The 21983-nt window shown below is 60.7% G+C and carries 22 protein-coding genes; 13 read left to right on the forward strand and 9 right to left on the reverse strand.

The annotated features are described in order from the left end of the window. Window positions 1–6: 6 nt before the first annotated feature. From PG897_RS14120 to def, 5 genes are all read right to left on the reverse strand, one after another. Window positions 7–1449, reverse strand: a complete 1443-nt coding sequence (locus PG897_RS14120; protein WP_005307750.1) for a TrkH family potassium uptake protein — start codon at window positions 1447–1449, stop codon at window positions 7–9. Between the two features lie 96 nt (window positions 1450–1545). Then, on the reverse strand, window positions 1546–2922 hold the full coding sequence (gene trkA, locus PG897_RS14125) for a Trk system potassium transporter TrkA (protein WP_005307752.1): 1377 nt from the start codon (window positions 2920–2922) through the stop codon (window positions 1546–1548). A gap of 147 nt (window positions 2923–3069) precedes the next feature. Beyond that, on the reverse strand, window positions 3070–4362 hold the full coding sequence (rsmB, locus tag PG897_RS14130) for a 16S rRNA (cytosine(967)-C(5))-methyltransferase RsmB (RefSeq protein ID WP_201885362.1): 1293 nt from the start codon (window positions 4360–4362) through the stop codon (window positions 3070–3072). 56 nt (window positions 4363–4418) lie between these two features. Continuing rightward, window positions 4419–5363 carry a methionyl-tRNA formyltransferase gene (gene fmt / locus PG897_RS14135; RefSeq protein WP_201882206.1) on the reverse strand — a complete coding sequence of 315 codons (945 nt, stop codon included), beginning with the start codon at window positions 5361–5363 and terminating at the stop codon, window positions 4419–4421. A gap of 12 nt (window positions 5364–5375) precedes the next feature. Next, a complete protein-coding gene (gene def, locus PG897_RS14140; RefSeq protein WP_011704266.1) occupies window positions 5376–5888 on the reverse strand; it encodes a peptide deformylase in 513 nt (170 codons plus the stop codon). A gap of 108 nt (window positions 5889–5996) precedes the next feature. Here def and PG897_RS14145 point away from each other — a divergent pair, with 108 nt between their 5' ends. The 9 genes from PG897_RS14145 to PG897_RS14185 all read left to right on the forward strand — a co-directional run bounded on the left by PG897_RS14145 (window position 5997) and on the right by PG897_RS14185 (window position 12747). Continuing rightward, window positions 5997–7085 (forward strand): LysM peptidoglycan-binding domain-containing protein, encoded by a 1089-nt coding sequence (locus PG897_RS14145; RefSeq protein WP_201882204.1) that lies wholly within the window; start codon window positions 5997–5999, stop codon window positions 7083–7085. Window position 7086: 1 nt separating this feature from the next. Then, window positions 7087–8202, forward strand: coding sequence for a DNA-processing protein DprA (gene dprA, locus PG897_RS14150; RefSeq protein WP_201882202.1), 1116 nt, complete (start codon window positions 7087–7089; stop codon window positions 8200–8202). After that, complete coding sequence (locus PG897_RS14155) at window positions 8195–8668, forward strand: DUF494 family protein (protein WP_005307774.1); 474 nt, start codon at window positions 8195–8197, stop codon at window positions 8666–8668. Before dprA ends, PG897_RS14155 begins: the two co-directional genes overlap by 8 nt. 55 nt (window positions 8669–8723) lie before the next feature. After that, window positions 8724–9281, forward strand: coding sequence for a DNA topoisomerase family protein (locus PG897_RS14160; RefSeq protein ID WP_005307777.1), 558 nt, complete (start codon window positions 8724–8726; stop codon window positions 9279–9281). A gap of 74 nt (window positions 9282–9355) precedes the next feature. Next, on the forward strand, window positions 9356–9859 hold the full coding sequence (gene purE / locus PG897_RS14165; RefSeq protein ID WP_005307779.1) for a 5-(carboxyamino)imidazole ribonucleotide mutase: 504 nt from the start codon (window positions 9356–9358) through the stop codon (window positions 9857–9859). A gap of 131 nt (window positions 9860–9990) precedes the next feature. After that, entirely contained in the window at window positions 9991–10551 is a 561-nt protein-coding gene (locus tag PG897_RS14170) for a Sua5/YciO/YrdC/YwlC family protein (RefSeq protein WP_005307782.1), read from the forward strand. A 106-nt stretch (window positions 10552–10657) separates the two neighbouring features. Next, entirely contained in the window at window positions 10658–11566 is a 909-nt protein-coding gene (gene hemF, locus PG897_RS14175) for an oxygen-dependent coproporphyrinogen oxidase (protein WP_117405660.1), read from the forward strand. A gap of 102 nt (window positions 11567–11668) precedes the next feature. After that, window positions 11669–12490 (forward strand): shikimate dehydrogenase, encoded by an 822-nt coding sequence (gene aroE / locus PG897_RS14180; protein ID WP_201882200.1) that lies wholly within the window; start codon window positions 11669–11671, stop codon window positions 12488–12490. Next, window positions 12487–12747: a DUF1488 domain-containing protein gene (locus PG897_RS14185; protein ID WP_005307791.1), complete on the forward strand. Its 261-nt coding sequence runs from the start codon at window positions 12487–12489 to the stop codon at window positions 12745–12747. The genes aroE and PG897_RS14185 overlap by 4 nt, the downstream gene beginning before the upstream one ends. Before the next feature lie 790 nt (window positions 12748–13537). On the opposite strand, the gene yihA is transcribed toward PG897_RS14185, so the two are convergent. Then, the gene (gene yihA, locus PG897_RS14190; protein ID WP_005307794.1) at window positions 13538–14188 is read right to left on the reverse strand and encodes a ribosome biogenesis GTP-binding protein YihA/YsxC; all 651 of its coding nucleotides are present in this window, start codon (window positions 14186–14188) and stop codon (window positions 13538–13540) included. 142 nt (window positions 14189–14330) lie between these two features. Between yihA and PG897_RS14195 the strand changes: the two genes are divergently transcribed. From PG897_RS14195 to hemN, 4 genes are all read left to right on the forward strand, one after another. Further along, the gene (locus PG897_RS14195; protein WP_005307797.1) at window positions 14331–14948 is read left to right on the forward strand and encodes a c-type cytochrome; all 618 of its coding nucleotides are present in this window, start codon (window positions 14331–14333) and stop codon (window positions 14946–14948) included. Between the two features lie 831 nt (window positions 14949–15779). After that, complete coding sequence (gene yihI, locus PG897_RS14200) at window positions 15780–16358, forward strand: Der GTPase-activating protein YihI (RefSeq protein ID WP_026141129.1); 579 nt, start codon at window positions 15780–15782, stop codon at window positions 16356–16358. 11 nt (window positions 16359–16369) lie between these two features. Beyond that, on the forward strand, window positions 16370–16810 hold the full coding sequence (locus PG897_RS14205; protein WP_017783305.1) for a DUF2489 domain-containing protein: 441 nt from the start codon (window positions 16370–16372) through the stop codon (window positions 16808–16810). 26 nt (window positions 16811–16836) lie between these two features. Then, window positions 16837–18210 (forward strand): oxygen-independent coproporphyrinogen III oxidase, encoded by a 1374-nt coding sequence (gene hemN, locus PG897_RS14210; RefSeq protein WP_201882197.1) that lies wholly within the window; start codon window positions 16837–16839, stop codon window positions 18208–18210. A gap of 68 nt (window positions 18211–18278) precedes the next feature. Here the strand turns inward: hemN and add are convergent, their stop codons facing one another. The 3 genes from add to glnL all read right to left on the reverse strand — a co-directional run bounded on the left by add (window position 18279) and on the right by glnL (window position 21905). Further along, the gene (gene add, locus PG897_RS14215; protein ID WP_201882195.1) at window positions 18279–19280 is read right to left on the reverse strand and encodes an adenosine deaminase; all 1002 of its coding nucleotides are present in this window, start codon (window positions 19278–19280) and stop codon (window positions 18279–18281) included. 141 nt (window positions 19281–19421) lie between these two features. Then, a complete protein-coding gene (gene glnG, locus PG897_RS14220; protein ID WP_005307804.1) occupies window positions 19422–20840 on the reverse strand; it encodes a nitrogen regulation protein NR(I) in 1419 nt (472 codons plus the stop codon). A 9-nt stretch (window positions 20841–20849) separates the two neighbouring features. Continuing rightward, window positions 20850–21905, reverse strand: coding sequence for a nitrogen regulation protein NR(II) (glnL, locus tag PG897_RS14225; RefSeq protein ID WP_005307805.1), 1056 nt, complete (start codon window positions 21903–21905; stop codon window positions 20850–20852). Window positions 21906–21983: the final 78 nt, after the last annotated feature.

Here is a 21983-nt window from a genome sequence, read left to right on the forward strand (position 1 = left end):
GGTCGGTTATTGCCGCCAGAAGGAGGGGAAGAAGATCACCGCCACGGTCAGGATCTCGAGACGCCCCAGCAGCATGCCGAACGACAGGATCCACTTGGCCGAGTCCGGCAGGGAGGCGAAGTTGGCGCTGGGGCCGATGACCGGGCCCATGCCCGGGCCTACGTTGGCCACGGCGGTGATGGAGCCAGAGATGGCGGTCAGGGGATCCAGCCCGATGGCGCCGAGCAGGGCGGCGATCAGCAAGATGATGGCGAAGTAGGCCAGCACGAACGAGATCATCGAGCGGATGATGGCGTCGTTGACCGGCCGGCCGTTGTACTTCTGCGGGAAGACCCCGGAGGGGTGCATCAGCTGGCGCATCTGCTTCTTGAACAGGGCGAACGCCACCTGCACCCGGAAGATCTTGAGACCGCCGGCGGTGGAGCCGGAGCAGGCGCCGAGCGCCAGCAGCACGATGAAGATGATGCTGGTGAGCGGGCCCCAGGTGCCATAGTCGCCGAGGCCATAGCCAGTGGTGGTGAGCACGGAGACGATGTTGAAGCTGCTGATGCGCAGGGCATCCGTGAAGTCGTAGGTGCCCCGCAACCAGAGATAGACGGTGACCACCAGGGTGACCCAGACCACCAGCCAGAAGAAGCCCCGCACCTGGGCATCCTTGAGCAGGCTGTGATCGCGCCGGCTCAGGCTCTGCACGTAGAGCAGGAAGGGCAGGCCGCCGAGAAACATGAAGAGGGTGCCGATCCAGTGCGCCGAGTTGGAGAAGTGGGACATGGATTGATCGGAGGTGGAGTAGCCGCCGGTACTCAGGGTGGTCATGGCGTGATTGACCGCCTCGAACAGGGTCATGCCGCTCACCCAGTAGGCCAGGAAGCAGAGCATGGAGAGCACCAGATAGACCAGCACTATGTTGTTGGCCACCGTCTTGGCGCGCGGGGCACTTTTATCCGACCAGTCCGAGCTCTCGGTCTGGAACAGCTTCATGCCCCCTACGTTGAGGTAGGGCAGTACCGCTACCGCCATCACGATGAAACCCACCCCGCCCAGCCACTGCAGGATGGAACGCCACAACAGGATGCTGTGGGCCATGTTGTCGAGCCCGGACAGCACGGTGGAGCCTGTGGTGGTTACCCCCGACATGGTTTCGAAGTAGGCGTCGGTGAAGTTGATGTGGGTGATGAAGAAGAAGGGCAGGGCGCCAAAGATGCAGGCCACCACCCAGACCGAGGTGGTGAGCAGGAACATCTCCCGCACGCCGAGGTGAAACTCCGCCTTGCGGCCGTAATGAAGGCAGAGCAGGGCCGCGCCGTGGGTGATCAGCACCGACTTGAGAAACTCGACGAACCCCTCTGAGCCGGTCAGCAGGGCCAGCAGGGTGGGCAGCCACATGAACAGGGCCAGTTTGGAGAGCACCAGCCCGAGGGTGAAGATGATGGGACGCAGCTTGATCATGCAAGATAACCTGGTCGTTGATTGACAAAAGACCCGGACAACCCCCTGGAGAGGCGGTGCCGGGTCTGCTTTGCGCTGCCTGGGTACATGGGCAGGTTACAGGAAGAAGGGACTTGGCTGGAACAAGCGTTCCACTTCCGGAATGTACTTCTTGTCCACCAGGAACATCACCACGTGGTCGTCCTGCTGGATCTGGGTACGGTCGTGGGCGATCAGTACTTCATCCCCCCGAACCACGGCACCTATGGTGGTACCGGGCGGCAGCTTGAGTTCGCCCACCGTCTTGCCGACCACCTTGGAGGTGTTCTCGTCACCGTGGGCGATGGCCTCGATGGCCTCGGCGGCACCGCGACGCAGGCTGTAGACGTTGGCGATGTCGGCCCGGCGCACATGGGTCAGCAGGGCCGAGATGGTGGCCTGCTGGGGCGAGATGGCGATGTCGATGGAGCCGCCCTGCACCAGATCCACGTAGGCGCTGCGCTGGATCAGCACCATGGTCTTCTTGGCGCCCATCTTCTTGGCGAGCAGGGCCGACATGATGTTGGCCTCGTCCTCGTTGGTCACCGCGATGAAGACGTCGATCTGGTCGATGTGCTCCTCCGCCAGCAACTCCTGATCCGCCGCATCGCCGCAGAAGACGATGGTGTGCTCCAGCACCTCGGAGAGCTGCTCCGCCCGCTTCTGGCTACGCTCGATCAGCTTCACGCTGTAGCGCTTCTCCAGCTGACGGGCGAGGCCGGCGCCTATGTTGCCGCCGCCGACGATCATGATGCGCCGGTAGGGGCTCTCGAGGCGCTGCAGCTCCGACATTACGGCGCGGATATGGCCCGCTGCCGCCACGAAGAACACCTCGTCATCCGCTTCTATGATGGTGGTCCCCTGCGGACGGATGGAGCGGCCCTGACGGAAGATGGCCGCCACCCGGGTCTCGATGTTGGGCATGTGATCGCGCAGGGTGGAGAGGGCGTTGCCCACCAGCGGACCGCCATAGTAGGCCTTGACTGCCACCAGTCCCACCTTGCCGCCGGCGAAGTCAACCACCTGCAAGGCGCCCGGGTATTCGATCAGGCGGCGCACGTAGTCGGTCACCAGCTGCTCGGGGGCGATCAGGTGATCCACCGGCACGGATTCGGGCAGGAACAGCCGATCCCGCTCCACCAGATAGGCCGGCGAGCGAATCCGCGCCACCTTGTTCGGGGTGTTGAACAGGGAGTAGGCCACCTGGCAGGCGATCATGTTGGTCTCGTCGCTGTTGGTGACCGCCACCAGCATGTCGGCATCCTGGGCGCCTGCTTCGCGCAGCACCTTAGGATGGGCGCCGTGGCCGTTCACCACCCGCAGGTCAAACTTGTCCTGCAGTTCGCGCAGCCGATCGCTGTCGGTATCGACGATGGTGATGTCGTTGTTCTCGCCGGCCAGGTTCTCGGCCAGGGTGCCGCCGACCTGACCGGCGCCCAGAATGATGATCTTCATAGAACCGCCTCATGGACGTCACCCTTGCCAGCTCTGCCTGTGTGCGCGGGGACAGTCATCAACATCATGAATCTCATAGGGAAAACGTGCTCGATATTGGGCAGTAACGGGTGCCGACCAGCGGCACCCCCGTACTTGCGGCCCTGCTTAGCGCTTGCTCAGCCTGGCGTAGTAGAAGCCGTCCATCTCGGCCTCGCCCGGCAGGAACTGGCGCCCCGGGCACTCCGGTGTGTCCTCTGCGTGCAGGGGCACCAGGGTGGCATCCGGCGTGGCCGCGAGGAAGGCGCGGATCTGATCGCGGTTCTCTTCCGGCAGCACGGAACAGGTGGCGTAGAGCAGAGTACCGCCGCTTTTCAGTTTCGACCAGAGGGCACCGAGGATGCGGCGCTGCAGTTCAGCCAGCTCGCGAATGTCCTGATCCCGGCGCAGCCACTTGATGTCGGGGTGGCGGCGGATGACGCCGGTGGCGGAGCAGGGGGCATCCAGCAGGATGCGGTCGAACTGCCCCTCTGGCCACCACTGATCCGGCGTGCTGGCATCGCCGTGGATCACCTTGGCGCTGAGGCCGATGCGATCCAGGTTCTCCTGCACCCGCTTGAGGCGGTTCTCGTCGGCATCGACGGCGACCACGCCGGCCAGCTTGGGCTGGCGCTCCAGCAGGTGAGCTGTCTTGCCACCGGGGGCGGCGCAGGCATCCAGTACCCACTCGCCCGGCTGCGGGTCGAGCAGGGCGGCCGCCTGCTGGGCGGCACCATCCTGTACCGAGCAGTCGCCGACCTCGAAGCCGGGCAGCTTGGTCACGTCGCAGGGACGCTCCAGCAGGATGCAATCCTCGCCCTCTTCACCGGCCACCGCATTGATGCCGGCGTCAGCCATGCGGGCCAGCATCTGCTCGCGGCTCTGGCGCTGGCTGTTGTTGCGGATCCACATGGGCGGGCGCTGGTTGTTGGCATCCATGATGAACTCCCACTCATCCGGATAGGCCTGACGCAGACGCTTGGTGAGCCACTCGGGGTGGCCGAGGCGCACGCTCGGTACGCGGTCGATACGCAGCAGAATGACTTCGGCGCTGCGCTGGAAGTTGCGCAGCACGCCGTTGATGAGGCCGCGCAGAGAGGTACCTTTGAGCAGCTTGACGGCGTTGACGGTCTCGGCCACCGCGGCGTGAGCCGGAATGCGGGTGTAGATGAGCTGATAGAGACCGACCAGGATGAGGTAGTGGAAGATGCGGCTCTTGTTCTTGAGCGGCTTGTCCATCATCTCGCCGACCGCCGCATCGAGGCGGGGCAGCCAGCGCAGGGTGCCGTAGCAGAGTTCTTGCAGGAGGGCGCGATCGCGGGGCGCAACCTTCTCCTGGGCAGCAGGCAGAACGGCTGAGAGGGACTGGCCCTGATCCAGCACCTGTTGAATGACGAGAGCAGCCTGTGCGCGTGTTTTCATAGTGTTACCTTAGATGCGCAAGTCGGGGCCTGGGCCCCGCCTTGTGTCAATTCAGTTCAATTCAATTGCGTGCCGGGTTCAAACCAGTCGCGGCGAGAGTTGAGCAGATCCGTCACGGACATCGCCTTCTTGCCGGGCGGCTGCAGGGTCAGCAGGCGCAGTACCCCCTTGCCGGTGGCGACATCGATCCCCTGCTTGTCGGCCTTGAGCAGGGTGCCGGCGCGCTGGCCGTGATCCTGTGTGATGACCTCGGCCTGCCATACCTTGACGGTCTGGTCAGCCACCTCGAACCAGCTGATGGGCCAGGGGTTGAAGGCGCGGATGCAGCGCTCGATGGCGACGGCCTCCATCGACCAGTCGATGCGGGCCTCTTCCTTGGAGAGCTTCTCGGCGTAGTTGGCCAGCGCATCGTCCTGCGCCTCGGCGGCGATGTTGCCGGCGGCCATGGCATCGATGGTGTCGACCAGCGCCTGCGGGCCCAGCTCGGCCAGCTTGTCATAGAGGCTGGCGGAGGTCTCGTCGGCGGCGATGGGGCAGCTCATCTTGCGGATCATGGCGCCGGTATCCAGCCCCACATCCATCTGCATGATGGTGACGCCGGTTTCGGCATCGCCCGCCCAGATGGAACGCTGGATCGGGGCGGCGCCGCGCCAGCGCGGCAGCAGGGAGCCGTGCACGTTGATGCAGCCCAGACGTGGGGTATCGAGCACCACCTTGGGCAGGATCAGGCCGTAGGCCACCACCACCATCAGGTCGGCGCCAAGGGCAGCCAGTTCGGTCTGGGCCTCTTCCTTGCGCAGGCTAGCCGGTTGATAAACCGGCAGATCGTGGGCCAGCGCCAGCTCCTTGACCGGGCTGGCGGTGAGCTTCTGGCCGCGGCCGGCGGGCTTGTCCGGCTGGGTATAAACGGCGACGACCTCGTGGTCGGAAGACAACAACGCCGCCAGGTGACGGGCGGCGAAGTCGGGAGTACCGGCAAAAATCAGTTTCAGCTTATTCAATGGGGCAGATCCTCAGAGGACTTTGCGATCTTCACGGGCCATCTTTTCCAGCTTCTGGCGAATGCGCTGGCGCTTGAGCGGGGAGAGGTAATCAACAAACAGCTTGCCGACCAGATGGTCCATCTCATGCTGGATGCAGATGGCGAGCAGATCGTCTGCTTCCAGCTCGAATGCCTTGCCGTGGCGATCCAGTGCGCGCACCTTGACCCACTCGGCGCGGGGCACCAGGGCACGGCTGCCGGGCACGGAGAGACACCCTTCCTCGATGCCGGTGCTGCCGGCCTGCTCGATGATCTCGGGGTTGATCAATACCAGAGGATCTTCACGGTTTTCAGAGACATCGATCACTATGATGCGCTGATGAATGTCGACCTGAGTGGCGGCAAGGCCGATGCCTTCCTCCGCGTACATGGTTTCGAACATATCATCTACAATGTGTTGTAACTCGGGTGTAAAGGTCTCGACAGGGGCTGCGACGGTACGCAGACGCTCATCGGGGAAACGCAATACATCTAGAATGGCCATAGTTTTTTCTTTAGTTTCGTATAAATGCAGTCAATATTGGCGTAATTCTAGTCATTTACGCCGACAAAAAACAGCAACACTTTGCGCGCAGAAGTAACAGGGAGTGTTATGTATCTGAAGCAAACCATCCTCGCCTGCCTGTTGGCCACGTTGAGCCAGGGAGCTCAGGCCGACCAGCTCAAACTGAAGGCAGGCTATCCCGAGACCTATGTGGTGCAAAAAGGCGACACCCTCTGGGATATTTCCGGCCAGTATCTGGCAGAGCCCTGGCTCTGGCCAAGGCTCTGGAACATCAACCCGCAGATTGTCAATCCCCACTGGATCTACCCGGGCGACGTGCTGCACCTGAGCTGGGTCAACGGCGAGCCACGGCTCGGCAAGGCAACCCAGGGCGGCAAGCAGGTGATCCGCCTCTCTCCCAAGAGCCGCTACGAGAACAAGGCCAATCCTATTCCGACCCTGCCGCTCAGCGAGATCGGCCCCTTCCTGCAGACCGACCATATTCTGGCAAACAGCCAGCAGGCGAAGCAGTTGCCCTACGTGCTTGGTAATGATGAGGCCCATATCGGCATGCTGGAGGGCGATACCCTCTACGTGCAGGGTTCGCTGATCCCGGGCCAGGATTACGGCATCTACCACCCTGGCGCCATCTACAAAGATCGGAAAACCGGCGAGCAACTTGGGCAGGAGGCGGTCTTCGTCGGTACGGCCAGAGCGGAGGCCCTGCTGCCGGATGGCCGTACCCGGGTCACCCTCAGCCACAGCAAGCGGGAAGTGTATCAGGGAGACAAGCTGATGCCATTCCCGCCGCAGGAGAGCCTCTCCGCCGTGTTTACACCCAAGGCGGCCCCCGTCATCTCGCCCGGCTATATCGTCGATCTTCCGAGCAAGGCCCGGGGCGGCGGCAAGTTCGATGTCGTGCTCATCAACAAGGGTCTGCGGGATCAGGTGGCGCCCGGCGATGTATTGGAGATCCTGCGACCCGGGACCCGACTGGTGAGCAAGAATGGCAAGGTCGCCTATCGGGAGTACTCTCCTGTCTATGACAAGGCCTTCTATTCTGCCGGCAAACCACCGCTCCCCTCGGAGGCGGTGGCGCGGGTCATGCTGTTCAAGGTGTATGACAAGTTGAGCTACGGGCTGATCCTGCAAAGCCAGAACATGGTCGGCACCGGCTATCAGGTCAGCAACTTCTGACGTGACGCTTCCATCCGGGCGACTCGCGCTGTGGCTGACGCTGGATGCCGTCACCGGTATCGGCCCGGTCACTGCCGCTCGTCTGCTCGCCCATTTCGGCGGCGACATCGCCGCCCTGTTCGACTCGGAAGATGGCACCTTGCGAGAACTGGGTCTGCAAAGTGCCCAGATCCGGCAGATGCGATGGCCTCTGCCGGTGGTTGAACAGGGGCTGAGCTGGGCAGCCGAGCCCGGCAATCATCTTCTCTGCCCCGACGATCCCGCCTATCCACCTCTGCTCAAGGAGATCCCAGCCGCCCCTCTGTTGCTCTACTGCCGCGGCAATCTGGCAGCACTGTCTGTTCCCCAGCTGGCGATGGTCGGCACGCGCCACCCGACCTATGCCGGCAAGGACAATGCGGCCCGCCTCTGCAGCGAGCTGGTCGGGTGCGGATTGGCCATTACCTCCGGTCTGGCGCTTGGCATCGACGGGATTTGTCATCAACAGGCGCTGACAAACGGGGGGATCACCCTGGCAGTGCTGGGTTCCGGGCTCGACAGCCTCTACCCAAAGCGCCATCAGGGGCTGGCAGAGCAGATCCTGGCGCAGGATGGTGTGCTCATCTCCGAACTGGTACCCGACAAGGGGCCGCTGGCGGAACACTTTCCACGGCGCAATCGCATCATCAGCGGCCTGTCGCTGGGAACCCTGGTGGTGGAGGCGGCCGAGCAGAGCGGTTCGCTCATCACTGCCCGTTACGCGCTCGAACAGGGGCGGGATGTCTTCGCCGTGCCGGGGGCACCGCAGAACGGGCAGGCGCTGGGCTGCAACAAATTAATCCAGCAGGGGGCCAAACTTGTGTTGAGCGCGGCCGATATAGTGGAAGAGCTGCCGGGATTCTGTGCCCTGAGCCATCAAGGGACGGATATGTCTGAGCAGCAGCATAATAGCGAATTGCCTTATGCCGATTTGTTGGATAACGTAGATTACGAGACCACGAGCGTGGATACCGTTGCCGAGCGGACCCAGCTTCCTGTCGAAGTGGTATTGGGCAGGTTGGTTGAGCTGGAGCTGGCCGGAGCAGTGATGGCGGTAGCCGGTGGATACGTCAGAGCGAGGAGGGCGAATCATGTTTGATGTATTGATGTACCTTTTCGAGACCTACATCCACAGCGATGCAGATGTGACGGTCGAACAAAACGAACTCACCGATGAACTGAGCCGCGCCGGTTTTGACAAGGAGGAGATCGAGAAGGCACTCGACTGGCTGGAAAGACTGGCCAATCTGCACGACAGCGAGCGGGAGGTCTACGTGGCCGCCAGCACGCAAGGCTCGATGCGCATCTATGCCCCACAAGAACTGGCCCGTCTAAGCACCGAGTGCCGCGGCTTCCTACTGTTTCTGGAGCAGGCCCAGGTGCTCAACGCCGAAACCCGCGAAATCTGCATCGAGCGTCTGCTCGAGCTGGACAAGCCGGATATCGAGCTGGATGACCTGAAGTGGGTGGTCATGATGGTGCTCTTCAACGTTCCTGGCAGTGAAAACGCCTACCAGCAGATGGAAGAGCTGGTGTTTGACGAGTCAGATGGCGTCATCCACTGACAGCCCGCAGCCGCGCTGGTAGAATCCGGATCATCTGGATTTCAAGGCGCGGCCCATGTCAAAGATCGATCACCACCTCTTTTCTGCCCACGAGCATGCGCTTGAACGTGAGCCATGCCCGCAGTGTGGTGCCGAGCTGGTGATCCGTCAGGGCAAGCACGGCCCTTTTCTGGGCTGTTCCGCCTACCCTGCCTGCGACTTCATTCGCTCCCTGACCCCCTCCGGCCGTGACATCGAGAAAGTGCTCGAGGGTTCTGCCTGTCCGGACTGTGGTCAACCGCTGGCGATCAAGAAGGGGCGCTATGGGTTGTTCGTGGGCTGTACCCAATATCCGGCCTGCCAGCACATCGAATCCCTGCAGGAGAGTGACGATACCCAGGTGCTCTGTCCCGAGTGCGGCAAGGGTCATTTGATCAGTCGCACCTCGCGTTATGGCAAGCAGTTCTACTCCTGCGACGGCTACCCCCACTGCAAATACGTCGTCAATGACAAGCCGGTTGCCATGCCTTGCCCGCAGTGCGGCTGGGGCATCATGGTGGAGAAAAAGGTGCGGGGGAGCGTGCGCTGGATCTGTCCGCAAAAGAAATGCGGCCACCAGAGCGAGCGGGTATAATCGCGCCGCCTTGAGCGAATTGAAACGTTTTCGGCAACCTTCCACCCCCCACTTGGAGTAAGGAAATTCCCGCCATGACTAAACCTTTCGTTGCCGTATTGATGGGCTCTGATTCCGATTTTCCCGTGATGCAGACCACTCTTGAGGTTCTCAAGTCGTTCGACATCGCGGTGGAAGTGAAGGTGACTTCCGCACACCGTACCCCGGCGGCGACCCACCAGTACGTAACCGATGCCGAAGCCCGTGGCTGCAAGGTATTTATCTGCGCCGCCGGTCTGGCCGCTCACCTGGCTGGTGCCGTGGCTGGCATCACTACGCGTCCCGTGATCGGCGTGCCCATCGATGGTGGCCCGCTCAAGGGGTTGGATGCCCTGCTCTCCACCGTGCAGATGCCGGGTGGTGTGCCGGTGGCAACCGTGGCTATCGGTAAAGCCGGTGCCAAAAATGCCGGCTATCTGGCAGCCCAGATGCTGGCGGTGGCCGATGATGAACTGGCGGCCAAGGTTCGGGCCGAGCGCCAGAAGAATGCCGACGAGGTGCTGGCCAAGGATGCCGCCCTGCAGGCTCAACTCAAGTAAGCCCCGAGACGGCAACCACGGTCAGCTTCGCTCTGTTGTTGGCAGGGTGATGAAGGGGGCTACGGTGGTTGCCACCCTGCGGGGTCAACCTTAATTGATGATGAGGCGACAGCCCGGCTGTCGCATTTTTTATGTCCAAAGAATTTGAACTTGCTGTTGCCGCACTCCAGCACGATGGGGTGATTGCCTACGCTACCGAAGCGGTATTTGGCCTGGGATGTGACCCCGATTCCGAAGCGGCGGTACAACGCCTGCTGGCGATCAAGCAACGACCGGTAGAGAAAGGGTTGATCCTGATTGCCGCCGACCTGGCCCAGCTGCAGGATTACATCGATTTGGACCAGCTTACCAGCGAGCAGCTGGCCAGGGTGGAGGCCAGCTGGCCCGGTCCCTTTACCTGGATCATGCCGGCTCGTCCCGATACCCCGGCCTGGCTGACCGGGCAATTTGACACCCTGGCCGTGCGCGTCACGGCCCATCCACAGGTACAGGCGCTGTGCCGCGCCTTCGGCAAGCCACTGGTCTCCACCAGTGCCAACCTGACTGGTGAGGAACCCGCCCGCCGGCTGGCCGACATCGGCGAATTGCTGGCCAGCCAGCTGGCCTATATCCTGCCCGGTGAGGTGGGTGGGCAGGCCAACCCATCCGAGATCAAGGATGCCAGAACCGGTGCCGTCATTCGCCCCTCCTGAGCGGCGTTGGTGACCAGGTCTGGTGGCTATGCGGACGGGCGGAAAGCCGGTTCGAGGACATCACAATAATAGGGTCAGGCGACGATCCTGGCTGACTGGAGACAAGATGAGCAAACCGGATGTGGCCCAGGTCAAGGCCTTCCTGCTGCAGTTGCAGGACGACATCTGTCGCGGACTGGAGCAGGCTGACGGTGCCGGGCACTTTGTGGAGGATGCCTGGCAGCGTGAGGGGGGCGGCGGTGGCCGTACCCGGGTGCTGCGCCATGGCGCCGTGATCGAACAGGGGGGAGTCAACTTCTCCCATGTTTATGGCGATGCCATGCCAGCTTCCGCTACGGCCCATCGCCCCGAGTTGGCCGGCCGCAGGTTCGAGGCCATGGGGGTGTCGCTGGTGATCCATCCGCACAACCCCTACGTGCCAACCAGCCATGCCAACGTGCGTTTCTTCATCGCCGAAAAAGAGGGGGAGGCGCCCATCTGGTGGTTCGGAGGGGGCTTCGATCTGACGCCGTTCTATCCGTTCGAAGAAGACGTTCGGCACTGGCATCAGGTCTCCCACGATCTCTGCCAGCCGTTTGGCGACGACATCTATCCCGAGTTCAAAGCCTGGTGCGATCGCTACTTCTTCCTCAAGCATAGAGGCGAGACACGGGGTGTCGGTGGTCTCTTCTTCGACGATCTCAATCGCTGGCCGTTTGCCGACAGCTTTGCCTTCATGCGAGCGGTGGGTGAAGGCTACCTCGCCGCCTATCTGCCGATTGTCGAGCGACGCAAAGGAGATGCCTATGGCGAGCGGGAGCGGGAGTTCCAGCTATATCGCCGCGGTCGCTACGTGGAGTTCAATCTGGTGTACGACCGCGGTACCCTGTTCGGTCTGCAGACGGGGGGGCGCACCGAGTCGATCCTGATGTCGATGCCGCCACTGGCCCGCTGGGAGTATGACTGGCAACCGGCGGCTGGCAGCCCGGAGGCGCAGCTCTACACCGACTATCTCAAGCCGCGTGAGTGGCTGTGAAGCAAGGGGCCATCGCGGCCCCTTCTTGTTGCCGATATTCGACTTGTTCCCGCGGGGGAAAACCCGTTAAATCGGGAGATTGCCCTCTAAAGGAACGCCTTGATGGATCGTTATCTGGTTTTTGGCCACCCGGTGCGCCACAGCAAATCCCCCTTCATTCATACCCTCTTTGCCCGGCAGACCCAGCAAGAACTGGAATATGGTCTGGCCGAGCCGGCAGTCGAGGAGTTCGCCACCGCATTGCGTGCCTTCTTTGCCCAGGGCGGCAAAGGGTGCAACGTCACTGTCCCCTTCAAGGAGCAGGCATTTGCCCTGGTCGACCGGCTGAGCACCAGGGCCAAACGGGCGGGGGCGGTCAATACCATCAAGTTGACCGATGACGGCGTATTGCTGGGGGACAATACCGATGGGGCCGGGCTGGTGGCTGACCTCAAGTCCCACGGGATGAATTTGGCCGGCAGCAGGATCCTGCTGCTGGGAGCGGGTGGTGCGGCGCGCGGTGCGCTGGCGCCCTTGCTGGCCGAACTGCCGACCGAAGTGGTGATCGCCAACCGGACCCACGCCCGGGCCGAGCAGCTGGCAGCCGAGTTTGCTGATCTGGGGTCCGTCAGTGCCCAGACTTACCCACAGCTGGCCGGTCCTTTCGATCTGATCATCAACTCCACCTCCGCCAGCCTGCAGGGAGAGCTCCCGCCGCTGGATCCTGCCCTGATCCATGCCGGCATCGCCATCTACGACATGATGTATGGTGCGACGGATACCCCCTTCATTGGCTGGGCCAGACAACATGGTGCCAGCCAGACCATGGACGGGCTGGGCATGCTGGTGGAACAGGCGGCCGAAGCGTTTACCGTGTGGCGCGGAATCCGGCCAGGGACTAAACAGGTATTGAGAGAACTGCAACGCAATCTGGGGACCCTATGAATCAAGGCATCCTGTTTCCCGAGCTGGCGGACTGGCAACCGCATGAACAGCGCATCCATTTTCCCGCCCAGCAGATGGGTGCACTGGTCGACTGCTACATCAGCCGCCGGCGACTGGAAAAAATGACCGGTCTCTCCCTGGCCAGGGAGGAGGACATACTGCGGGCCTTCGAAAGCGTACGTTTTGACATCGAAGAGATGGCTGAAAAACTCATTGAAGAACAAGAGTTTGCAGAGGATGGTGCAATCTATCTGTGATTTTTACGAGTTTTTTCTCAAAGCAGCGGAACTTGTACCAAGAGACGTGGACTAACTAGATAGTTGAGGAAGTGCTAGCTAGTCACCTTTATAACGCCCCGGTATTCGTACTGGGGATTTTTTTATCTGCATGAAAAGTAAGAAAATTTATGTAATTCATTTTCCGTGAAACTAAATTACATAAATTACTTTCACTTTCTGCTGCTTTGCTATACAGTTAGCAACGTAGGGTACAGAGGTAAGATGTTCTATCTTTCAGACCTTTTATTTCACGTAATTGAATGTGGCTGAATAGCAGCCCCGGTGAGTCATCATCGGGGCGTTTTTTTATGGGTTGCGTTTAGAGTAAATGCTTTAATGTTGGTGAATATTTGTTAGAATGAAAGGGCTTCTTGAGGAAAAACCAGTCGTCTTTGTTCTCAAGATTTAGCTTCTTCCCAATTTTTGAACTGATTGTTTAAGGCCGGTACTGCATCTGCAGCACCGGCCTCATTTTTATCCCTCCGCCACAGAAAATGTAATTAAATTTCATTTTGGTACTTATTAAGCGATATCGCCGCTTTTCCTCTGCATGAATTTGAAAACGTTGCCAATGGGATGAAAAGTTAATTGTTATATAAAATTAACTATTTATCCCATTGATCAATATGGTTATTCAGATTTTTGGAGGGAGGTAAGCCAAGCGTGGATGGAGGGCAGAGAAGGGGGCTCACAGGCTGAAAGCCTTTCAATCAGCGGAGGAGCCGCTCCGCCAATTGCATGGTTGCTTGCCGCGTCAACAAGAGGGGAGTTATTCCTCGATCGACTCTTGTTCGTCGTCAATCACCTCATCAGCGCCAGCCTGATACCAGCCGGTTAGCGTCTGGGCCAGCTTTTCCACCCCGATGTTGTTCAGCGAGGAGAAGGCTTCCACCTGGATATGCGGGCCCAGTGCCGCCACGGCCTGGCGTACCTTGATGACCTGATTGTTGCGCGGGCCCGGGCTCAGCTTGTCGGCCTTGGTCAGCAGCAGCATGACAGGCAGTGCGCGGTGGGCGCTCCACTCCAGCATGTTCATGTCGGTATCTTTGAGCGGGTGACGGATGTCCATCAGGATCACCAGCCCTTTCAAGGACTCGCGACGCTGCAGATATTCAGCCAGGGACTTTTGCCACTTAAGCTTCATTTCCAGCGGAACTTGCGCATAACCGTAACCCGGCAGGTCGACCAGACGCTTGCCCGGCTCCAGCTCGAACAGGTTGATCAACTGGGTGCGACCCGGGGTCTTACTGGTACGCGCCAGGTTCTTGTGCTTGGTCAAGGTATTCAATGCAGATGACTTACCGGCATTGGAACGGCCGGCAAACGCAATCTCGACACCCCCATCATTTGGCAGGTGACGGATGTCGGGTGCGCTGGTCACAAAATGCACCTTATTGAAATTCAGAGTTTGTGTATCCAACGTAAATTCCCCATAGAGATAGAGGGTTATAGAGTTACTTTTTTGTGAAATCGTGTAAAATGGCGTCGCTTAAACGCGTTTATTTTAACATGCCTTCAGCGGCATGGGATCTGGAAGCCTAATAACGAGAAGTTGGAACGCCATGAAGAACCTAGTCATTACTCTTGCTCTGATGGTTGGCGTAACGGGGATGGCACAAGCCAAGGGCGATGCCGCTGCGGGACAAACCAAGGCTGCCGTTTGCGCGGCCTGTCACGGACCGGACGGAAACAGCCTTGTCGACATGTATCCCAAGATTGCTGGTCAGCACGCATCATATATCAAAAAGCAGTTAGTTGAACTGAAGGCTGCAGCTTCCGGCCAAACTGGTCGGGTTGCTCCCATCATGGGGCCGATGGCGCTTCCCCTGTCCGAGCAGGACATGGAGGACCTGGCTGCCTACTTCTCCAGCCAGAAGGTGACGCCGATCGCCGTGCCCGATGATGCTGTGGCGGCAGGCAAGGCGCTCTACATGGGGGGCGACATGAGCCGCGGTCTGGCTGCCTGTACCGCCTGTCATGGTCCTCGTGGTTCCGGGGTCGAGCAGGCCAAGTATCCAAGCCTCTCCGGCCAGCACCCAGCCTACATCAAGGCCCAGCTCACCGCCTTCAGGGCTGCCGCTCGTGACAATGATCCGAACGGCATGATGCGGGACGTGGCCAAGAAGCTGACCGATCAGGATATCGAAGTGCTGTCCAAATATGTGGCGGGTCTGCACTGATTGCGGTCGTTTATCCAGCCCGTTGATATTGACGAGGAGCCAGTGGCTCCTCGTTTCTTTTTGGCCTTTAACACCATTTGGCCAATTTTTTCTCACATTGTTGTAAGAGATCTCCCATTCATGAGCCTGGCCAGGGCTTAAAAAATTCGGGAATAATGCTTAGTAATTCATTAATTTCAATATGTTAAATGACAATAGATGGATTATTTCCGTTTGAAAACGTTCCTGGTGGATTGAGCCACTTTATTAAGTTGATACAGTGGATGCATGGAGTGGCCCGCAGGGCAGTTCACGACAGGGATGACGTGAAAGACAGGATGTCGAGGCGGCAGGACGCCACGGAGCCATGCAAGTGGCAGGCAAAGGATTGAAAAACCAGGATGGTGACCGTTCAGGAAGAGCGGGGCTGCGGGACGCAACCACCCCAGAAGATGACCGGACGTCGTCGGCATGGGTCAGGCAAGCACACGCACATTCAGGATCGACCAATTAAGGTCAGGACGACCACACACAAAGATATGATGCGCAGACGTATCACCACGGACAGGGTGATTTGCAGCCAGGGATGGGACTCGCATAAACATATCAAGGCAGCTTCGGCTGCCTTTTTTCTTTTGGGTCATTAACCCGCCCGGTCATTCTGTGTCAAAATACCAGCAACATGCCCAGAGGATGCCGATCCTGCGGTATTTGGCGGTCATTCATGGCCGGATGGGGGCGGGATCCCACTTTTTTGTTTCTCGTCCATCACTCCTGGTATCAGCATCCTCCCCGGCCCACATCAGGCCGGGAACGGGTTTCAATCCAGTTATTTGTCGGAGTCAGTCATTCATGTCGGCTAAACAACCCAATCGCAAGCCCGCCGGTAAGCGCAAAGAATCAGAGGCCAGTGCCCAGGAAGGCCGTGAGCGCAAGCGCGCCGCCAAGCGCAAGGGCTTGAAGGCCGGATCCCGCCAGCAAGTCGAGCAGAGCGGCAAGAAAGGCGGTACCAAGCAGGCCAAGGACCCGCGTATCGGTTCCCGCAAGCCGGTTGCCCTGATCGTGGAAGAGAAGGGTGGCAAGCCGGTGGCGCCTAAACCCGCCAAAGAGAAGAAGCTGGTGATGACCCCCGAGCAGGAGCTGGCCTCCATCGAGAATGATGATCGCCTCAATGACCTGCTGGATCGTCTGGATGCCGGTGAAACCCTGGAAGCGACCGAGCAAGCCTGGGTCGATCAGCGGGTCGATCGCTATCAGGAGCTGATGGACGAGCTTGGCATCATCGACAACGATGATGACGAAGACGACATGGACTTTGATGATGCCGACTTTGACGAGCCAAGCCAGCCTGCCTCCGAAGAGGAGCTGTGGGATCGTTTCACTCAGGTTGACTATCAGCCGGAGCCCAAGCCTGAGCCGAAGAAAAAGTGATGAGTGGATGGATGCTGGCCGCCCTGTTGGGCGGCCTGATTTTGTTGGGGCTGGCCTTCTATGCCGGTTCCCTGCTGGCCCGTCTCAAGCGCCAGCACGATAGCCAGCAGCAGGCCATCGCAGCTCGCAATGAGCGTATTCTCGAGAGCGTCAGGGTCATCGCCCACGCGGTACGAGACGGCCAGTGCGACTACTCCGAAGGTGCCATCCGGCTGACCAACCTGCTCGATGCACTGCAGATCAAGGGCGGTCGTGCCTTTTCTGGTGAATTTCCGGGTCTGTACGGTCTCTATGAGAAGGTGAAAGAGATGCCGACCCATGAGGCGAGGCGGGCCCTCAAGCGCAATGAAATCATGAAGATGGATCTCGAACGCAGTGGCTATGAGGCCGAGCTGGAGGCGCAGATCCTCAAGGATGTGGCCCGACTGAAGGATTTTCAGTTAAGCCGGTGAGCCAATAACAACAAGAGGAAGCAAGCGTGCAAGCAGAACAGATTGTGTGGGATCAGGCCCTGATCGAAAAATATAATTACAGCGGCCCGCGTTATACCTCCTATCCCACTGCGCTGGAGTTCAACGAGGGCTTCGGTTATCCGGACTTCGTCCAGGCCGCGAGCCAGTATCCGGCGCGCAACCTGTCGCTTTACGTGCACATCCCCTTCTGTCACAAGCTCTGCTACTACTGCGGCTGCAACAAGGTGATCACCCGTCACCGTCACAAGGCTGACCAGTACCTCGATTTCCTCGAACAGGAGATCAGGGCGCAGGCCCCGCTGTTCAAGGAGCGGCTGGTGACTCAGCTGCACTGGGGCGGCGGCACGCCCACCTATCTGGATGAACCCCAGACCCGCCGACTGATGACCATGTTGCGGGAGCACTTCCATTTCGCCGAAGAGGGGGAGATCAGCATCGAGGTGGATCCGCGCGAGATCGCGCTCTCCATGCTGGACGTGCTGCGGGAGATCGGCTTCAACCGCATCAGCCTCGGCGTGCAGGATTTCAACAAGGAGGTCCAGGTCGCGGTCAACCGCGAGCAGGACAACGACTTCATCCGCGCCATGCTGGAGCGGGCCCGCAAACTGGGTTTTCGTTCCACCAACCTGGATCTCATCTACGGCCTGCCACATCAGAACCGTGAGAGCTTCCACCACACCCTGGAAGAGGTGCTCAAGACCGACCCGGCGCGCCTCTCCATCTTCAACTATGCCCACCTGCCGAGCCGCTTTGCCGCCCAGCACAAGCTGAAGGAGGCGGACATGCCGGCGCCGCAGGAGAAGCTGGCCATGCTACAGGACACCATCGCCTTCCTGACCGGTCAGGGTTACCAGTTCATCGGCATGGATCACTTCGCCAAGCCGGACGACGAACTGGCGGTGGCCCAGCGTGAGGGCAAGCTGCATCGCAACTTCCAGGGCTATACCACCCAGGGGGATTGCGACCTGCTGGGGCTGGGGGTCTCCTCCATCAGCATGATTGGTGACGCCTATTCCCAGAACCAGAAAGAGCTCAAGGCCTACTACGCCCAGGTGGAAACGCTGGGGCACGCCCAGTGGAAGGGGTGTTCCCTCAATCGGGACGACCTGATCCGCCGCGAGGTGATCAAGCGCCTCATCTGCGATTTTTCCCTGAACTTTGCCGCCGTCGAGCAGGCCCATGGTCTGGTGTTCAAGGAGTACTTTGCCGAGGATCTCAAGCTGCTGCAGACCTTCATCGATGACGGCTTGGTGCACATGACCGAAGAGGGGCTGGAGGTAGTCTCTACCGGTCAGCTGCTGATCCGCAACATCTGCATGTGTTTCGATGTTTACCTGCGGAGCAAGGCGCGCCAGCAGCAGTTTTCCCGGGTGATCTAAGCCGGTCGATGCTGTTGGAAAATAAAAAAACCGCCTCTCGGCGGTTTTTTTATTGGGCCTGGCAGTACTCAGCGCTGGGCTGCGCGGGCGCTCAGCTCAGCCTTTTCGCTCTCGCTCAGGAAGGCCAGGGTCAGGCCATTCTGCTGGGCGGTGCGGATCTCGCTCATCGTCATGCCGGCAGCCGGGGCCGCCACCTCGTATTCGTGGGGCAGGTCGATCCCCTCTACCGCCGGGTCGTCGGTGTTGAGACAGGCCAGCACGCCGGCGGCCAGGAACTGGCGGATCGGGTGCTCGCTCAGGCTCGCCACCGTGGTGGTTTGAATGTTGGAGGTGAGGCAGGATTCGATGCCGATGCGGTGCTCGGCCAGATAGGCCATCAGGGCTGGATCCTGAATCGCCTTGACGCCGTGGCCGATACGTTCGGCCCTCAGCTCGCGAATGGCCTGCCACATGCTTTCGGGGCCGGCGGCTTCACCGGCGTGCACGGTGACGCGCATGCCCGCATCGCGCACCCGGCGGAAGTGCTCGGTGAACAGCTCGCCCGGGAAGCCCAGCTCGTCGCCGGCCAGATCGATGGCAACCAGCTTGTCGCGATGAGCCAGGCAGGCATCCAGCTCCTGCTTGCACTGCTCGGTGCCGAAGGTACGGCTCATGATGCCGATCAGGTTGGTCTTGATGCCGAAGTCGCGGCTACCGGCCGCTACGCCGTCGATGATGGCTTCGACCACGCCCTGCGGGTGCAGCTTGTGGGCCATCGCCATGTAGGCCGGGCTGAAACGCAGCTCGGCATAGTCGATGCCGGCGCGCAGCAAGTCTTCCACGTTCTCGTAGGCCACCCGGCGGCAGGCATCGTAGTCGGCCAGCACAGCTACGCCCCAGTCCAGTTTCTTCAGGAAGGCGACCAGGCTCGGCTCGTTCTCGACGATCTGCACATGCGGGCGCAGCGCTTCGAGTTCGTCTGCCGGCAGCTGGATATTGTGCTGACGTCCCAGCTCGAGGATGGTCTGCGGACGGATGTTGCCGTCCAGATGGCGGTGCAGGTCGGTCAGGGGAAGAGATCTGTCAATCATGATGGCGCCTTCTTCGAGTCGGGTTGGAAAGCCTGCCATTCTAGGCGGGGCTTCCAAAAAAGATACCCCGTTTGAAATCAAACGGGGTCTTATTGGTCGGCGATTTGCCAAGGCGTGATGGGAATCGTTTTTCCTCGGGACTCAGGAGAGGTCGAGTTCCTTCAGCTTGCGGGTGAGGGTATTGCGTCCCCAACCGAGCAGGCGTGCCGCCTCCTGTTTGTGGCCATGGGTATGGTCCAGCGCGGTTTCCAGCATGATCCGCTCGAACTGGGGCAGGGCATCGGCCAGGATGTCGGTCTCCCCCAGTGCCAGCTTGGCGGCGACCCAATCCTGCAACTGCTGTTGCCAGCCGCCGGACAGCGCCGGCTGGCCCGGCTCAGCGGTGCTGGTGATGGGGGTCAGCAGCTCGGTGGGCAGGTCGCTCACCAGCACCTCCTGCCCCGAGGCCATCACGGTGAGCCAGCGGCAGACGTTCTCCAGCTGGCGCACGTTGCCGGGCCAGGGCAGACGGCTGATATAGGCCTGGGTATCCGGATGCAGGCTCTTGGCCTCGACGTTCAGCTCCTTGGCTGCCCGCAGCAGAAAGTGACGGGCCAGTTGGGGAATGTCTTCGCGCCGCTCCTTGAGGGCGGGAATGTGGATGCGGATGACGTTGAGGCGGTGGAACAGGTCTTCCCGAAACTCGCCGTCGGCCACCCGCTTCTCCAGGTTCTGGTGGGTGGCGGCGATGATCCGCACATCCACCTGCACCGGCTGATGGCCACCGACCCGGTAGAACTGGCCGTCGGCCAGCACCCGCAGCAGCCGGGTCTGCACGTCGAGCGGCATGTCGCCGATCTCGTCGAGAAACAGGGTGCCGCCGTCGGCCTGCTCGAAGCGGCCGTGGCGGATGTTGTTGGCACCGGTGAAGGCCCCCTTCTCATGGCCGAACAGTTCCGACTCGATGAGATCTTTCGGGATGGCCGCCATGTTGAGGGCGATGAAGTTCTTGTGGGCGCGTGGGCTGTGCTTGTGCAGGGCGTGGGCGACCAGCTCCTTGCCGGTGCCGCTCTGGCCGTTGATCAGCACCGAGATGCTGGAGCGCGACAGCCGGCCGATGGCGCGGAATACCTCCTGCATGGCCGGCGCCTCGCCGATGATCTCCGGGCTGCTGGCCGGATCCTGCTGGCGAGCCTTGCGCTTGGTGCGCTGCTCCTTGAGGTGATTCTCGGCGCGGCGCACCAGGGTGACCGCCTCGTCGATGTCGAACGGCTTTGGCAGGTATTCGAAGGCGCCGCGCTGGTAGGCGTTGACTGCGCTGTCGAGATCCGAGTGGGCGGTCATGATGATGATGGGCAGGTCGGCCTGGCGGCGATGGATCTGCTCAAGCAGGCTGAGGCCGTCGATGCCGGGCATGCGGATGTCGGAGAGGATCACGTCCGGCGAGCGCATTTCCAGCGAGCTCAGCAGCGCCTCGCCATCGGCGAAGCTTTCGCACTCGAAGCCTTCACTGCCGAGGGTGCGCTCCAGCACCCAGCGGATAGAACTGTCGTCATCGACGATCCACACTTTTGCTGTCATGACGTTCCCTTATTTGCGAAGCGGTAGAAAGATGGTGAATTCGGTATGGCCGGGCCAGCTGATACAGTCGATCCGCCCCTTGTGCTGGTCGATCAGATTCTGGGCGATGGAGAGGCCGAGCCCGGTGCCTCCCTCCTTGCCGGTGATCATCGGATAGAAGAGGGTGTCGCGGATGGCATCCGGGATGCCGGGGCCGTTGTCGATGATCTTGATCTCGGCCGCCAGCCGGTAGCGCTGGCCGTGGATGGTGATCTGGAACGCTGTGCGGGTTTTGATGCGGATGAGGCCGGTCTGCTCGCCGATGGCCTCGGCGGCGTTGCGCACCATGTTGAGAAAGGCCTGCTGCAGCTGGTCCGGCTCCATCTCGAACTCCGGGATACTGGGATCGTAATCCCGCTCGATACGCACCGTCGGCGGTAGCTCCAGCTCCACCAGCCGGCGCACCTGCTCCAGCACCGAGTGCACGTTGTGCATCTGGTGGCGACCGGGCCGCTGGGGGCCTAGCAGCCGATCGACCAGTACCCGCAGCCGGTCGGCCTGCTCGATGATGATGCCGGTGTACTCGCGCAGGGCGGGGTCGGGCAGCTCCTTTTGCAGCAGCTGGGCCGCGCCGCGCAGACCGCCGAGGGGATTCTTGATCTCGTGGGCCAGGCCGCGTACCAGCTCCTTGGCCGCCTGTTGCTGGGCATGCTGCTGCAACTCCTGACTGATCTTCTTCTGCTGGTCTATCTTGCGCAGCTCCACCACCATCAGCCGCTGTTCGTGGTCGGCCAGTGGACTGACGCTCATCTCCACCAGCCTGGGCTCCCCCTCCACCACCAGGGTGACTTCGCTGTCGGTGAAGCCCTGCCCCGAACTGAGGCACTGCTTGAGACGCTGCAGATCGAGGGAGATATGTTCCAGCAGATGGGGCAGCTCGATGCCGATCAATCGGCGCTGACTGAGGGAGAGCAGCTGCTCGGCAGCGGGGTTGACGAATTGGATGCAGAGCCGTTCATCCATCAGGATGACGGCAGTCAGCAGGTTGTCGAGCAGTATCCTGGCTTGATCCGGGCGGGTTGGCACTGGTTTCTCCCTAAAACGGTGCTATACACCAGCTATGCACCAATGTGGTGCATTTAGTCTACCCGTATCGAGGCACAG

It is taken from the genome of Aeromonas sp. QDB20 (genome assembly GCF_027707805.1).
Classification (GTDB): domain Bacteria; phylum Pseudomonadota; class Gammaproteobacteria; order Enterobacterales; family Aeromonadaceae; genus Aeromonas; species Aeromonas dhakensis.

What these genes read in the sequence shown, in the direction of transcription:
- PG897_RS14120 (WP_005307750.1), bottom strand. Translation starts at nt 1,449, where the DNA reads ATGATCAAGCTGCGTCCCATCATCTTCACCCTCGGGCTGGTGCTCTCC.
- trkA (WP_005307752.1), bottom strand. Translation starts at nt 2,922, where the DNA reads ATGAAGATCATCATTCTGGGCGCCGGTCAGGTCGGCGGCACCCTGGCC.
- rsmB (WP_201885362.1), bottom strand. Translation starts at nt 4,362, where the DNA reads ATGAAAACACGCGCACAGGCTGCTCTCGTCATTCAACAGGTGCTGGAT.
- def (WP_011704266.1), bottom strand. Translation starts at nt 5,888, where the DNA reads ATGGCCATTCTAGATGTATTGCGTTTCCCCGATGAGCGTCTGCGTACC.
- PG897_RS14145 (WP_201882204.1), top strand. Translation starts at nt 5,997, where the DNA reads ATGTATCTGAAGCAAACCATCCTCGCCTGCCTGTTGGCCACGTTGAGC.
- PG897_RS14155 (WP_005307774.1), top strand. Translation starts at nt 8,195, where the DNA reads ATGTTTGATGTATTGATGTACCTTTTCGAGACCTACATCCACAGCGAT.
- PG897_RS14160 (WP_005307777.1), top strand. Translation starts at nt 8,724, where the DNA reads ATGTCAAAGATCGATCACCACCTCTTTTCTGCCCACGAGCATGCGCTT.
- purE (WP_005307779.1), top strand. Translation starts at nt 9,356, where the DNA reads ATGACTAAACCTTTCGTTGCCGTATTGATGGGCTCTGATTCCGATTTT.
- PG897_RS14170 (WP_005307782.1), top strand. Translation starts at nt 9,991, where the DNA reads ATGTCCAAAGAATTTGAACTTGCTGTTGCCGCACTCCAGCACGATGGG.
- hemF (WP_117405660.1), top strand. Translation starts at nt 10,658, where the DNA reads ATGAGCAAACCGGATGTGGCCCAGGTCAAGGCCTTCCTGCTGCAGTTG.
- aroE (WP_201882200.1), top strand. Translation starts at nt 11,669, where the DNA reads ATGGATCGTTATCTGGTTTTTGGCCACCCGGTGCGCCACAGCAAATCC.
- PG897_RS14185 (WP_005307791.1), top strand. Translation starts at nt 12,487, where the DNA reads ATGAATCAAGGCATCCTGTTTCCCGAGCTGGCGGACTGGCAACCGCAT.
- PG897_RS14195 (WP_005307797.1), top strand. Translation starts at nt 14,331, where the DNA reads ATGAAGAACCTAGTCATTACTCTTGCTCTGATGGTTGGCGTAACGGGG.
- yihI (WP_026141129.1), top strand. Translation starts at nt 15,780, where the DNA reads ATGTCGGCTAAACAACCCAATCGCAAGCCCGCCGGTAAGCGCAAAGAA.
- PG897_RS14205 (WP_017783305.1), top strand. Translation starts at nt 16,370, where the DNA reads ATGCTGGCCGCCCTGTTGGGCGGCCTGATTTTGTTGGGGCTGGCCTTC.
- add (WP_201882195.1), bottom strand. Translation starts at nt 19,280, where the DNA reads ATGATTGACAGATCTCTTCCCCTGACCGACCTGCACCGCCATCTGGAC.
- glnG (WP_005307804.1), bottom strand. Translation starts at nt 20,840, where the DNA reads ATGACAGCAAAAGTGTGGATCGTCGATGACGACAGTTCTATCCGCTGG.